General features: G+C 63.2%; 13 protein-coding genes and 1 tRNA gene. 5 read left to right on the plus strand and 9 right to left on the minus strand.

Annotation, left to right across the window (positions count from 1 at the left end; all coding sequences use genetic code 11):
* Positions 1–226 precede the first annotated feature (226 nt).
* A complete protein-coding gene (locus AC1DXN_RS14640; protein ID WP_477274169.1) occupies positions 227–1,714 on the plus strand; it encodes a sensor histidine kinase in 1,488 nt (495 codons plus the stop codon).
* A 336-nt stretch (positions 1,715–2,050) separates the two neighbouring features.
* Positions 2,051–2,127 (plus strand) — tRNA-Arg (locus AC1DXN_RS14645).
* 158 nt (positions 2,128–2,285) lie between these two features.
* Here the strand turns inward: AC1DXN_RS14645 and AC1DXN_RS14650 are convergent.
* Positions 2,286–2,561, minus strand: a complete 276-nt coding sequence (locus tag AC1DXN_RS14650; RefSeq protein WP_477274171.1) for a hypothetical protein — start codon at positions 2,559–2,561, stop codon at positions 2,286–2,288.
* Positions 2,562–2,650: 89 nt separating this feature from the next.
* Between AC1DXN_RS14650 and AC1DXN_RS14655 the strand changes: the two genes are divergently transcribed.
* Positions 2,651–4,321, plus strand: a complete 1,671-nt coding sequence (locus AC1DXN_RS14655; protein ID WP_477274173.1) for a winged helix-turn-helix domain-containing tetratricopeptide repeat protein — start codon at positions 2,651–2,653, stop codon at positions 4,319–4,321.
* A 131-nt stretch (positions 4,322–4,452) separates the two neighbouring features.
* Here the strand turns inward: AC1DXN_RS14655 and AC1DXN_RS14660 are convergent, their stop codons facing one another.
* Complete coding sequence (locus tag AC1DXN_RS14660; protein WP_477274175.1) at positions 4,453–5,154, minus strand: helix-turn-helix transcriptional regulator; 702 nt, start codon at positions 5,152–5,154, stop codon at positions 4,453–4,455.
* A 111-nt stretch (positions 5,155–5,265) separates the two neighbouring features.
* On the opposite strand from AC1DXN_RS14660, the gene AC1DXN_RS14665 reads away from it, so the two are divergent.
* Positions 5,266–5,664 (plus strand): VOC family protein, encoded by a 399-nt coding sequence (locus tag AC1DXN_RS14665; RefSeq protein WP_477274177.1) that lies wholly within the window; start codon positions 5,266–5,268, stop codon positions 5,662–5,664.
* 10 nt (positions 5,665–5,674) lie between these two features.
* Here AC1DXN_RS14665 and AC1DXN_RS14670 read toward each other — a convergent pair whose 3' ends face one another.
* Entirely contained in the window at positions 5,675–6,565 is an 891-nt protein-coding gene (locus AC1DXN_RS14670; RefSeq protein WP_477274179.1) for a sigma-70 family RNA polymerase sigma factor, read from the minus strand.
* A 28-nt stretch (positions 6,566–6,593) separates the two neighbouring features.
* A complete protein-coding gene (locus tag AC1DXN_RS14675) occupies positions 6,594–6,896 on the minus strand; it encodes a hypothetical protein (RefSeq protein WP_477274181.1) in 303 nt (100 codons plus the stop codon).
* 148 nt (positions 6,897–7,044) lie between these two features.
* On the opposite strand from AC1DXN_RS14675, the gene AC1DXN_RS14680 reads away from it, so the two are divergent.
* Positions 7,045–7,410 (plus strand): VOC family protein, encoded by a 366-nt coding sequence (locus AC1DXN_RS14680; protein ID WP_477274183.1) that lies wholly within the window; start codon positions 7,045–7,047, stop codon positions 7,408–7,410.
* Between the two features lie 44 nt (positions 7,411–7,454).
* On the opposite strand, the gene AC1DXN_RS14685 is transcribed toward AC1DXN_RS14680, so the two are convergent.
* From AC1DXN_RS14685 to AC1DXN_RS14705, 5 genes are all read right to left on the minus strand, one after another.
* Positions 7,455–9,113 carry an FAD-binding dehydrogenase gene (locus AC1DXN_RS14685; protein WP_477274185.1) on the minus strand — a complete coding sequence of 553 codons (1,659 nt, stop codon included), beginning with the start codon at positions 9,111–9,113 and terminating at the stop codon, positions 7,455–7,457.
* Between the two features lie 30 nt (positions 9,114–9,143).
* Positions 9,144–10,130 carry a Gfo/Idh/MocA family protein gene (locus AC1DXN_RS14690; RefSeq protein ID WP_477274187.1) on the minus strand — a complete coding sequence of 329 codons (987 nt, stop codon included), beginning with the start codon at positions 10,128–10,130 and terminating at the stop codon, positions 9,144–9,146.
* A gap of 68 nt (positions 10,131–10,198) precedes the next feature.
* The gene (locus AC1DXN_RS14695; RefSeq protein ID WP_477274189.1) at positions 10,199–10,774 is read right to left on the minus strand and encodes a YceI family protein; all 576 of its coding nucleotides are present in this window, start codon (positions 10,772–10,774) and stop codon (positions 10,199–10,201) included.
* A gap of 67 nt (positions 10,775–10,841) precedes the next feature.
* Positions 10,842–11,414 carry a cytochrome b gene (locus tag AC1DXN_RS14700; RefSeq protein ID WP_477274492.1) on the minus strand — a complete coding sequence of 191 codons (573 nt, stop codon included), beginning with the start codon at positions 11,412–11,414 and terminating at the stop codon, positions 10,842–10,844.
* Between the two features lie 60 nt (positions 11,415–11,474).
* Positions 11,475–12,365 (minus strand): LysR family transcriptional regulator, encoded by an 891-nt coding sequence (locus AC1DXN_RS14705; RefSeq protein ID WP_477274191.1) that lies wholly within the window; start codon positions 12,363–12,365, stop codon positions 11,475–11,477.
* Positions 12,366–12,432: the final 67 nt, after the last annotated feature.

Below are 12,432 nucleotides of genomic sequence, written 5' to 3' on the forward strand. Positions count from 1 at the left end.
CTTATAGAAAGAAGGCTTTTGCGAGTCAATCCGGCGCGAACCAGCAGTTCGTCGCAGCGCGAACTCGCAGTTCGTCGCAGCGCGAACGACCAGTTGGTCTCGCCGCTGCCGGGCGGATGGACGCGGTTTTTTGTGCCGCCGCCGCTGTGCGACGAAGGATGAAATTGGCAAAAAAGCCGCGATCGCCTAGTCTCGGGCTATCAAGTGATTGTGAAGACAGGTCTCAATGAGCGAAGTTTCACCCGCGGATGAAAGGACCGGGCCGGCCAACAGCGCCGTCCGCACGGTGCCTTTGTCGCGCGGGCTGTCGACCAAATTGCTGCTGCTCACCATCGTCTTTGTGCTTCTGGCCGAAGTGCTCATTTTCCTGCCCTGGATTGCCAGCTACCGGCTGAGCTGGCTGAAGGAGCGGCTGGGAACCGCGGCGGCGGTGTCGATCGTGCTGGTGCAGGGCGAACCCAATTCGCTCTCCCGCGCTGCCCAGAACGACGTGCTGATGGCAATCGGCGCCAAGGCGATCGCGGTGCGTGACGGCGGCGTCTCGCGGCTTCTGGTGGTGGCCGAGATGCCGCCGCAGGTCGATGAGCATATCGATATCGCCAGCGTCGGCATGATCAAGGGCATGACAGGTGCGCTCGACACGCTGTTTTTCGGCGGCAGGCGCATGCTGCGCGTGTTCGGGCCGGTTGGCGAAAGCGACAAGGAATTCGAGCTGATCATGCCCGACCGCAGCCTGCGCGATGCCATGCTGGTCTATTCGCGCAACGTCGCCTTCGTCTCGCTGCTGATCTCGCTGTTCACCGCCATGCTGGTCTATGCCGCCATAGACCTGATCATGATCGGCCCGATTCGGACGATGACGCGCTCAATGCTGGCCTTTTCCGAGGCGCCCGACGACCCCGGGCGCATCATCCGCCCCGCCGCCCGCGCCGACGAGATCGGCGTTGCCGAGCGCGAGCTGTCGCTGATGCAGGAGCGGTTGCAGAAAATGCTGTCGGAGCAGAAGCATCTGGCCGACCTTGGCCTCGCCGTGTCCAAGATCAACCACGACATGCGCAACATCCTGGCCTCGGCGCAGCTGATGTCGGACCGCTTGCGCCAGGTCAAGGACCCGACCGTTCAGTCCTTCGCGCCGAAATTGCTGCGCGCGCTCGACCGTGCCGTCTCCTATTCGGAAGGCGTGCTGGCCTATGGCCGCACCCAGGAGCCGCCGCCGTCGCGCCGCCGCCTGCGGCTGCGCCAGCTGGTCGAAGACGTGCACGGTCTGCTCGACATTGAGGACGGCATCGAATTCGTCAACGCCGTCGACCTGACCTTCGAGGTCGACGCCGATTCCGACCAGCTGTTCCGGGTACTCACCAACCTTTGCCGCAACGCCGTGCAGGCGATGGCGGCGGACACCGAAAGCGCCCTGGTGCGGCGCCTGGCCGTGTCGGCTGTGCGTCTCGGCAGCGTCAGCCGCATCGCCGTCAGCGACACCGGCCCCGGCCTGCCGCCGAAAGCGCGCGAAAACCTGTTCGCGGCGTTTCGCGGTTCTGCCCGCAGCGGCGGCACCGGCCTTGGCCTGGCGATCGCCCATGAATTGATCCGCGCGCATGGCGGCACGGTCGAGCTTGTCGAATCGATCGGTGGCAGCACCACCTTCGCCGTCACCATTCCCGACCAGCCGGTCCGCCTCGACCAGGCCCGCAACGGCCTGCGCCGCCCGGCCTAAGGTGTGTTGATATTCAGCTGAGCCCGGCCTGCAAATGGCTGATACCTGCGCTTCCGGTGCTCACGTACCAAAAGTACGCTCCGCTCCGGCCTTCGCCGGCCGAAGCCCTCATAAGTGCCTTCGCTCTATGAAGGGCTACGGACGGCGTAGGCCGGTTCTCGGTATCAGCCATTTTCGACGCGGCTTGAGCTGAATCTCAACACACCTCGATCTGCCTGCGACAAAACTTTTGTCGGATCGGCTTGCTTTTCGGAAATTCAGTCGCTAGGGAACACGTCTTGTCGCGGCCGGTCGTCAGGATCGGTTTGCGGGGCTATGCCAAGCATGGCCTGTTGCGCGCCCGTAGCTCAGCTGGATAGAGCACCAGACTACGAATCTGGGGGTCAGGAGTTCGAATCTCTTCGGGCGCGCCATTCGCAATTCACTGATTTGCCCTGGGAAGCCTTCGAGCCCACATCAGTTCGCAGTTGCCCAGTCCGTCTATTCTCGTCTGGTTCTTCGCCGGGGCGCCGCCTCAGCTCATACCAAACATTCGCGACACGCCGCGAGACGCCGGCTCGGTCATTCGCGCTCAGGATGATGCGGGCGTCGCCTCTGTTTGCGCACAATATACGAAAGAGACAAAAGCGGGCGGATCGGGAGGAAGGAAATCCTTCTGATGTTTCCATGCCAGACAGAGCGCGTATGTATCGAAGGGTTTCTGTTCTCGCCGTTCGTCGATACCGCCATTTGCAAATGCGAGAGAAACAACATGCGCGGTTGCATTCACAATTTGGGAGTCCGCTTTTGCAGCCGTTTGCGCTGTCAAAAGGAGAGCGAGAGCGATGATGAACCTGGTCCGTTTCATGTCAGCCTCCTGTCCAATCCAGTGCCGCGGGGATCGCTTGGATGCGGCGGCCAAATGGGCTAGGCTAGGGAGCGCGCCATGAGGGTGAAATGTCCCGAAAGGCTCCTGAAATTGACCCGAAATCTGCCGAAACGATCACGTTTGGCGGTTTTGTTTTCCTGACCAGATCCAACGAACTCCGAACGGTTGAAGGCAAAGCGGTCGATCTGCGCAGCCAATCCGCCGAGGTGCTCTCCGTGCTCGCGGCGCGACCGGGCGAGATCGCGTCCAAGGATGCGCTGATGCAGGCGGTTTGGCCCGATACTTTCGTGACCGACGACAGCCTTACCCAATGCATTGCCGATATTCGCCGCGCATTGGCGGACGACGCGCATGCGATTGTGGAAACCCTCCCCAGGAGAGGCTACCGGCTGAATGCCCATCCATCGGACGCAACCGACCCAAACGCCGCGGCCGTCATGGAACGAGCTAAGACACGTCTTTCGCAACGCGGGTTCATCCTTGCTGCGATCGTTCTCGTCGCGGCAGCGATCGGCGCATACTACAGCGCGGGAGCATGGCGAGCCGCTCTGGTCCCTTCGAGCGACATGCCCAGGATTGCAATCCTTCCCTTCGACGACTTCAGTGCCGGAGCGGACAAGGGATATCTCAGCGATGCCGTTGCCGAAGGGATCATCACCGAGCTGGCACGAAGCAAGACCTATGCCGTCATCGCCCGGAACTCGAGTTTCAGGTATCGCGATAAGCCCACAGACACCAGGCAGATCGGAGATGAACTCCGGGTCGACTACTTGCTTGAGGGCAGCCAGCAGAAGGTGGGAGACCGGCTGAAAGTGACAGCCCAGCTGCTGAATGCGCATGACGGATCGCATGTCTGGGCCAACTCCTACAACCGGGAGATCGGCGATCTTTTCGTCGTCCAGGAGGAAATCATCCGCACGCTTGCGGAACGGGTCGGGCGCAGGATCGAGCGCCCCCTGCCACAGAGCCGTGCCGCCAGGGTCAGTGCGCTCCACTATCATCTGATGGGGATTGCCGAGATTCGAGAGGATTTCTCGGCTGCGAGGAACGAGCTGTTTCGGCAGCTGGACCTCAAGGCGATCCAAGAGGATCCAAACTCGCAGTTCGGCTATATCGGGCTGGCCTGGTCCTATCGCAACGATGCGATGTTCGGCTGGAACGAACAGGACCGTGACGAGGCGTTGAAGCGCGCGGCCGAATACGCCGACAAGGCCATCCTGCTCGGTCCTGATGACGCTGAAGCGCATAATATCCGCGCCAGCATCCACACCGAAGCCGGCGAGGTGGAGCAGGCCCTTGCGCAGTTCGATCAGGCAATCGCCCTGAACCCCAGCAACTCGGATATCCTGGTCCGCAGCACGGATCTGCTACTCTATGTTGGTCGTACAGACGAAGCGATCGATCGAATCAGGCAGGCCATGGGCATCGATCCTTTCTACCCGGACGACTTCAACTGGCAGATGGGCTGGGCGCTCTGGGAAAAGAACGATTGCGGGGCCGCGCTGGCGGCGATGCGGAAAATGTCCACAATCCCGATCGGCGCGCATCGAATGCTTGCGGGAATCCAAGCATGTCTGGGAAACAAGCGCGAGGCAAAGGAAGCACTTGCGGTTTTCCTCCAGAACACTCCCAGTGAATCCATCAGTAAAGAACGCAGGGAGTGGGGCAAGATTTGGACCGCACCCGGAAGCCTCGATCGCTGGATCACGCAGATGCGGTTCGCCGGGTTGCCGGAGTGAACGGCTGTCCGTGCGCGGCCGCGACCTTGGCGAAGTCGCTTTAGATTGGATTCTCCTCAACTTTGTTCCTTTGACGCCAGACGGCGCATCTGCGCGAAGTCCGCAGCCGCGCGCGTGCCGGAACCGTCCCCTCACGACAAGCGCACGCCGCGCTCGGTCTCCATATGGAGTTTCCATCGGGTTCTCAGCTCGCCGAGGCGGCTGCCGTGGTTCTCGTCAAGAAATTCGGCGGCGACGATGCGATCCGTCCTGAAGTTGCGAAACGCCTGGCGCAGCTCGCACCAGGCCGCCAGGAGGCGCACCGTCTCGGCGTAACCGATGATCACCGGCCAGATGACGCGCTCGCTGTCTTGCGCCTCCTGGTTTCGGTAGCGGATACGCATTTTGCGCCCGCTGCGGATCCATAGGCGGGCTTTCGCAATATCCAGGACGTCAGGGGCGAGCACCCTGGCCGGCGCCACCCCGGTGGCCGGCTCGGCGATGAACGGCCGCAGGCGTTCTGGCACGACGGTGGCGATCTTGGCGATCAGGTCGCGCGCCGCAAGCGCCAGCACGGGATCGCCCCGCTCGGCGACCAGTTGCGCGCCAAGCACCGCGGCTTCGATCTCATCTGGTGTCAGCATCAGCGGCGGCATGTCGAAGTCGCTGTCGAGGACATAGCCCAGCCCGGCCTCGCCGCGGATCGGCACCCTTTGCCCGATCAGATCCGCCATGTCGCGGTAGACGCACCGCTTCGACACTTCCAGCTCTTCGGCCAGCATGCCGGCGGTGATCGGGCGGGTGGAGCGCCGCATGATCTGGATAATCTGAAACAGGCGGTCGGCTCGGCGCATGTCGGTCTCGCTGCTGACGGGAAGCTGTCAGCAGGACCCTGCCACAAGCCGCCCAGCGCCGCACCCCCGCGGCAAAAAGTCGGGAACATCGCCCCGCAGAAGGAGAACACCATGAATTTCATTTCGGTGCGCATAATTGCCAGCGACGTCGGCCGCCTGGTTGAATTCTATGAAGCCATCACAGGCCTGCAGGCGACGCGCTACACCGACGATTTTGCCGAACTGGCGACGCCGGCCTGTACCCTGGCAATAGGTAGCGAGCGCACCGTTGCCCTGTTCGGCGCCGGCTCCGCGCGCCCTGCCGCCAACCACAGCTGCATCATCGAGTTCCGCGTCGATGACGTCGACAAGGATTTTGCGAGACTGGGCAAGGTCGTCAGTGAATTTGTCCAGCAGCCGACAACCATGCCTTGGGGAAACCGCTCCTTGCTGTTTCGTGACCCCGACGGGAATCTGATCAATTTCTTCACGCCGGTCAGCGCCGAAGCCATCAAGAAATTCAACGGCTAGAGATTTCCACTCACCCGTCGATGAAGCGAATATCCGCGTCAACGACGCAATAGGGCGCGTAGCGGAAATCGCGGATCTGGACGACCTGCTCGTCCACCCATTCGACCAGCATGAAGCCGCGGACGCCGTCATCCTTCGCCTGCGGGTCGCGGATCAGGATGGCCGGCCTGCCTTCGACGAAGCCGAGCGAAAGGACCCAGTCGCTGACGCGGTCGTAATTGCCGAAATAGGTCGATGCCTGCGCCTTGCCATGCAGCCGCGTGCGGTTGACGACTTCGAGCTGGATATCCTCGGCGATCAGCGCCCGCACGGCGTCGAAATCGCGCGCATTGAACAGATCGACATAGTGGCGCAGGCGCCGCTCGTCGTCCGGATCGAGCCTGGGCACGGGTGCGTCGTCCGGTGCTGACGCCAGCACTCTCAGCTGCGCCCGCCCGCGATGCAGGGCCGCCTTGGTCGCGGCCAGCGTCGCGCCGGAGACGTCGCAGGTCTCGTGCAGGCTGAGGCCGAGCACGTCGACCAGGATCACCGCACTGCGCTGCGCCACTGAAAGCTGCATGAAGGAGCGCAGGCCGGTCGCCGCGGCGAGCCTGGCGTCGGCGCTGCCGGAGAGGTCCTCGATCGTCGTCATGTCGGCCTCGGTGATGCGCAACCTTTCCCGGTTGCGCCGGCGCAGATGATCCTGCGCGGCATTGTGGGCGATGCGAAACAGCCATTGCTCGGGGCGCTCGACGGCGGCACGGCCGTCGATGGCCTGCAGCGCCTTCACCAGCGTCTCCTGCACGATGTCCTCGCCGTCGATCACCGAGCCGGCCATGCGGGCGCAATAGCGATGCAGCTTTGGCCGCAACCTGGCCAGCATCGCTTCCAAGGCCGGCCGGTCGAGTTTTGCTGTGCTCATCGTCATTCCCGCGCGGATGATCCCGATTTCAGTGTTCAGCCAGCATACGGTAATTGCCGATGATCCTGGCAGGCGATCTGACAACCGGCGTCGCGCGCCGCCCCGCATGATCTGCGCTGAAGGCCTTGAAGGCCGCCAGCCCGGTGATCGCCGAACTGTCCTTGTCCTGGCCGACGATGTGAATGAACTCGCCATTGTCCAGTTCGAGCACGAGATAGCCCACGGCTGGCGGCGCCGCCTCAGCCAGCGCCTCGAAAACCTTGGTCACCAGCGCGCGGTTCTCCGCCAGCTCGGCGTCCTTCACGCCGTAGCGAATGATTGTGTAGCCCATCGTCCATCTCCTGTTTGGTTGGTCTGCTGAAAGGACGTTTCGCGGCGCCGAAAAGATTCTCGCACCCCTGAGAATCTTTTTGACCACCCACATCGTCTTTCACCGGTGGGGCTGCGCCGCGGCCATCAAAGAGCAGGAGAGACACGTCATGCACATCCAGTTTGCCGAATTGCCGGTGTTCGACCAGGACCGCGCCAAGGCGTTCTACACCGGCCATCTCGCCTGCCAGGTCGCTTCCGACCAACCGATGGGCGACAGCGGCTGGCGCTGGATCGAACTGACATTTCCCGGCGCCGTCACCAACCTGCATTTCGTCAAGCGCGCCGATGATACGCCAGCTGCCGAGCCAGTGCTGGTGCTGGTCGACTGGAACGTCGAAGCGACCATCGCGACTTTGAAGTCTCGCGGCGTCGAGATCATCACCGAGCCGCAGGAAGCGCCCTGGCAACGGGGCCGCACCGTCGCCGAGTTCCGCGACAGCGAGGGCAACCGGATGGTGGTTGCCAGCCGATGAGAGGAGCTACGGCACCCCCGAACGGATGCAGGTGCTTTTCGCGTCTATCCCACTGAAGCCGCCGCTGCCCGACCCGCGCTGCGGCCCGAAAAAATGCAGCCGCCAAGAAACGTGCCTTCCAGTGCGGCATAGCCATGCACGCCGCCACCGCCGAAGCCGGCGACCTCGCCGACTGCATAGAGCCCCTCGACCGGCTGGCCGTCGGCATTAAGCACGCGGCTGTCGAGATCGGTCTGCAGGCCGCCCAGCGTCTTGCGGGTCAGGATGTTGAGCTTCACCGCAATCAGCGGGCCGTTCGCGGGGTCAAGCATCTTGTGCGGCTTGGCCGTGCGGATCAGCCGGTCGCCGAGATAGGCGCGCGCGCCGCGTAGCGCGGTGATCTGCATGTCCTTGGAAAACGGATTGTCGAGCTGCCGGTCGCGGGCGCGGATTTCGCGCTCGACCTGCGCCAGTTCGAGCAGCGGTTCACCGCCGGCCAGCGCATTCATGCGCGCGACCAGCGCCGGCAATTCGGCCTCGACGATGAAGTCTTCGCCCTTCTCCATGAACGCCTTCACCGGTCCGGGGATGCCTGACGTGGCGCGGCCGATCACCTGGCGCCAGCTCTTGCCGGTCAAATCGGGGTTCTGCTCGGAGCCCGACAGCGCGAACTCCTTCTGGATGATCTTTTTGGTCAGGATGAACCAGGAATAGTCAAAACCGGTGCTCATGATGTGGTTGAGCGTGCCCAGCGTGTCGAAGCCGGGATAGAGCGGCACCGGCAGGCGCTTGCCGCGCGCGTCGAGCCACAGCGACGACGGTCCCGGCAGGATGCGGATCGCATGGTCCGTCCAGATCGGCGCCCAGTTCTTGATGCCTTCGACGTAATGCCACATGCGGTCGCGGTTGATGATCGAACCGCCAGCCGCCTCTGATATCGCCAGCATGCGGCCATCGACATGGTCGGGCACGCCGGTGATCATGCGCTTTGGCGGCGTGCCGAGCCGCTGCGGCCAGTTCTTTCGCACCAGCTCGTGATTGGCGCCGATGCCGCCGGAGGCGACGATCACCGCTTGCGCCTTCAGTTCGAAATCGCCGGCGATCTCGCGGGAGCTTTTTTGCCCACGCTCGATAGAGCTCGGTTGCAAGATGTCGCCGCGCACGCCGGTGACGACAGCGCCCGTCCGGACAAGTTCGTTGACGCGGTGGCGGAACTTGAAGCGGATCAGCCCGCGCTTCTCGGCCTCTCGCACCCGCAGGACAAAGGGTTCGAGCACGCCGGGACCGGTGCCCCACGTCACGTGAAAGCGCGGCACCGAATTGCCGTGGCCGATGGCGTTGCCGCCGCCACGTTCGGCCCAGCCAACCACCGGAAAGAATTTCAGGCCGCGTTGCACCAGCCACGAGCGCTTTTCGCCGGCAGCAAAGCCGACATAGGCCTCGGCCCAGCGGCGCGGCCAAAGATCTTCCGGCCGGTCGAAGGCGGCCGTGCCCAGCCAGTCCTCGAGCGCCAGATCATGGGAATCGCGAATGCGCATGCGCCGCTGTTCGGGCGAATCGACGAGGAAGATGCCGCCGAAGGACCAGAAGGCCTGACCGCCGAGCGACTGCTCCGGCTCCTGGTCGACGATGATGATTTTCTTGCCGGCCTCGGTCAGCTCGGCCGCGGCAACCAGCCCGGCGAGGCCGGCGCCGACAATGATCACATCCGCGTCGTCAGCCATCTTTTGCTCCCCCGGGCTTCGATAAAATCGTCAGACCGCTTCCCAGCCGTCCTTGCCGCCGGCGCGGAAGATGGCGTCGATGACCTTCTGGTTGAGCACCGATTCTTCCAGGGTGAAGACGTGCTCCTTGCCGCCCTGTGCCGCCCGCGCAAAAGTCTCGACCTCCAGCCGGTACTGCTGCGTGCCGGGAAAGCGGAACACCTGCGCCTCGGTGTGGTTCTGGTTGTGCAGCTCGACCCGGTGATGATCGTAGAGCCCGGCATTGAAGGGCGAGAACACCTCGATGAAACCCTTCTCGCCGTGGAACACCATCACCTGGCGCGCCGCCATCTGCGTCGACAGATAGAAGGACAGTTCGAAGTCGCCGAAATCGGCGCGGATCGAGGAGTAGATGTCGGTCCCGAATTTTTTGTCGCGCTCGATCGTCGCCTGCACACGGCTAGGCTCCTTGCCGGTGGAAAAGCGTGTCGACACCGTCGGATAGACGCCGATGTCGGGCAGCGCGCCGCCACCGAGGTCAAGCTGGTTGCGCATGTTGTTGGGGTCGACATTGTAGTAGGAGAACGCGCCCTGCACATGGCGCAGCCGGCCGATGGCGCCGCTGGCGATGAGTTCGCGCACCTTGATCCATTGCGGATGGTAGATGACCATGAAGGCTTCGCAGACCAGCACCTTCTTGGCATCGCGCAGCTTGATCAGTGGTAATATATCCTTGGCGTCGAGCGCGAGAGGCTTCTCAACCAGCACATGTTTTCCCGCCTCGATGGCCTTGGCTGTCCATTCGACGTGCTGCGAGGTCGGCAGCGGGATGTAGACGCCGTCGACGTCCTTGGAGGCGAGCAACTCCTCATAGGAACCGAAGGCATGGCGCGCGCCGAAACGGTCGCCCAGCGCCTTGGCTTTCGACAGGTCGCGGCTGGCGATCGCCGACAGCACGCCGTTCTCTGCATCGACGATTGCGGGCAGCAGCTGCTCGCGCCCGATCTTGGCGGTCGACAAAACACCCCATCGGAACATCACGCTTCTCCATCTCGATTACAGGCGACGAGGTTTGCCCGAAATCGATGGAAAAGCCAATTGAAGACTCAGCTCCGTTTTCCCGTCAGCGTCATGTCGAAATCGACGACATTCGAATAGATCGGTGTGCCGACATCCATGCCGTAGCGTGACCGCAGCACCTTGCCGGTGACGTGGAATTTGATCGTGCCGGCCTTGAGGCCGCCGAGTTCGGCGGTGAACTTTTCCGCAAACGTCTTGCCGCGCGCCTTCAGCCGCCCAGTGACCAGGGCTGTGGTGTCGCTGGTGCGTTTGACGCTGGTCGAGCGAAACTGGATTTCCGGACTGTTGGCCGCGTCGAACACCGCGTCGGAGCGCAGGAAGGCGTCGATGCGGCCCTGGCCGGTGCCGACGCTTTCGGGAAAGATGGTGAAGTTGACCTGGGAGCGCCCGACATCGCTGTTGTCGATGCGGATCGAGCCCTTGAAACGACCGAAGGCGCCGTTCAACCCCCCGCCACCAACCTTGCCGATGGAGAAGTGGATGCTGGAACTGCCCGGGTTGATCGTGTAGCTGCCGGCGGCTTCGCCGAGTTCAACAGCGGCGGAGACAGGCATGGCAAGGCAAGCGGCGACCGCCGCGAATCCGATGATGCGCGCATACATGGAGTTATTCCTTTTTTGGAGGCAACGCTTTCGCGTCCTCACCCAACAAACGAATGAGCCGCCCGCTCTATTCCTGATCTGACGAAGGCGTGATCATGCGCGTGAGCACCGCGTCCTTCAGCCAGAAATGATGGCGCAGCGCAGCAGCGAGATGCAAGACGACAAGTCCGATGCCGGCATAGGCGAGATACCAGTGCGCCGACGTCCAGAAGCTTTCGCTCGCATCCGATTCAGCCAGCGGCAGGTTCGGCATCACGAACAGGTTGAACGGCATGCTGGGGATCTCCAGCATCGACACCGAGACCAGCGCCCAGCCGGACAACGGTAGAGCCAGTTGAAAGGCATACAGCACCAGATGCGCCAGCGGCGCTGTCCGGCGCTCCAGGGCGCCGACCGAGCGCGGCAGCACCGGCGCGGCATTGCCGAGCCGCCAGGCGATGCGCAGGACAACCAGGCCAAGCAACAGAAAGCCGAAGGATTTGTGCAGCTGGATCAGCTCGAAGGCGGTACGCTGGCTGGTCAGCCGCACCATGACGAAGCCGAGCGCGAACTGGCCGATGAAGATTATCGCGATCAGCCAGTGAAGGAGTATGGCCGCCCAGCCATAGCGGGTGGTGCTGTTGGTGATCAGTGCAGGCATGGACGGTGAACGAATGTAGGGGCGGGTTTCTTCCATTCTCCCCTCGTGGGAGGGTGGTCCTCACCCGCTCACCTTGAAGAAATCGACGAACGCCCGCAGTGCCGGCCGCATCTGGCGGCGGCTCGGATAGTAGACGAAGAAACCGTCGAAGGACGGGCACCAGTCCTCCATCACACGGATGAGCCTGCCGTCGGCGAGCGGTGCGCGAACATAATCCTCGAACACGAAGGCGAGCCCGGCGCCATCGACCGCTGCCTGGGCGATCAGATGGTCCTCGTCGAGGATCAGTGGCCCTTGCGCAGCGAACTCGATCTCCTCGCCGTCCTTCTCGAACTCCCAGCGGTAGAGAATGCCGCTGGAGAAGCGGAAGCGGATGCAGCGGTGGTCGGCCAGATCGTGCGGATGCGATGGTTTGGGCATGGTCGCGAAATAGGACGGAGCGCCGACGACGGCGCCGCGAAGGTTGGGCCCTATGCGCACAGCGATCATGTCGCGTTGCATGCTCTCGCGGAGGCGGACGCCGCCATCGAAACCGCCTTCGACGACATCGGTGAAGCGATCCTCGATGACGATTTCCAGCACGATGTCGGGGTAGGCCGCAGCGAAGGCGCCGAGCCGTGGGGTCAGCGCCAGGTGGGCTGCGGTGCGCGGCACGGTCAGCCGCAGATTGCCGGCCGGCCGGTCGCGCGCCTCGATCGCCGTCTCCAGCGCCAGATCGATCTCCGACAGCGCCGGCCGCAGGCGCTCCAGCAACTGCGCTCCTGCCTCGGTCGGCGCGACGCTGCGCGTGCTGCGCGCCAGCAGCCGCACGCCAAGCCGTGCCTCCAGGCTGGACACCGCATGGCTGACCGCCGAAGGCGCGATGGCCAGCTCCCTGGCGGCGCCGCGAAAGCTGCCGCACTGGGCGACGGTCGCCAGTACGGCCAATTGGGAAAGATGCGCTCGGTTCATTGATCTATTTTCTAGAACAGGCCGTACAGATGAGAGCTGATTATCGAACATAGGGCAAGGCCCTATC

It is taken from the genome of Mesorhizobium sp. P2_H9, assembly GCF_056403215.1.

Bases quoted from the DNA above. Each gene is read 5' to 3' on its own strand.
- AC1DXN_RS14690 (WP_477274187.1), bottom strand. From the start codon at position 10,130: ATGTTCCGATGGGGTGTTTTGTCGACCGCCAAGATCGGGCGCGAGCAG.
- AC1DXN_RS14670 (WP_477274179.1), bottom strand. From the start codon at position 6,565: ATGAGCACAGCAAAACTCGACCGGCCGGCCTTGGAAGCGATGCTGGCC.
- AC1DXN_RS14680 (WP_477274183.1), top strand. From the start codon at position 7,045: ATGCACATCCAGTTTGCCGAATTGCCGGTGTTCGACCAGGACCGCGCC.
- AC1DXN_RS14655 (WP_477274173.1), top strand. From the start codon at position 2,651: ATGTCCCGAAAGGCTCCTGAAATTGACCCGAAATCTGCCGAAACGATC.
- AC1DXN_RS14705 (WP_477274191.1), bottom strand. From the start codon at position 12,365: ATGAACCGAGCGCATCTTTCCCAATTGGCCGTACTGGCGACCGTCGCC.
- AC1DXN_RS14660 (WP_477274175.1), bottom strand. From the start codon at position 5,154: ATGCGCCGAGCCGACCGCCTGTTTCAGATTATCCAGATCATGCGGCGC.
- AC1DXN_RS14650 (WP_477274171.1), bottom strand. From the start codon at position 2,561: ATGAAACGGACCAGGTTCATCATCGCTCTCGCTCTCCTTTTGACAGCG.
- AC1DXN_RS14700 (WP_477274492.1), bottom strand. From the start codon at position 11,414: ATGCCTGCACTGATCACCAACAGCACCACCCGCTATGGCTGGGCGGCC.
- AC1DXN_RS14665 (WP_477274177.1), top strand. From the start codon at position 5,266: ATGAATTTCATTTCGGTGCGCATAATTGCCAGCGACGTCGGCCGCCTG.
- AC1DXN_RS14695 (WP_477274189.1), bottom strand. From the start codon at position 10,774: ATGTATGCGCGCATCATCGGATTCGCGGCGGTCGCCGCTTGCCTTGCC.
- AC1DXN_RS14685 (WP_477274185.1), bottom strand. From the start codon at position 9,113: ATGGCTGACGACGCGGATGTGATCATTGTCGGCGCCGGCCTCGCCGGG.
- AC1DXN_RS14640 (WP_477274169.1), top strand. From the start codon at position 227: ATGAGCGAAGTTTCACCCGCGGATGAAAGGACCGGGCCGGCCAACAGC.
- AC1DXN_RS14675 (WP_477274181.1), bottom strand. From the start codon at position 6,896: ATGGGCTACACAATCATTCGCTACGGCGTGAAGGACGCCGAGCTGGCG.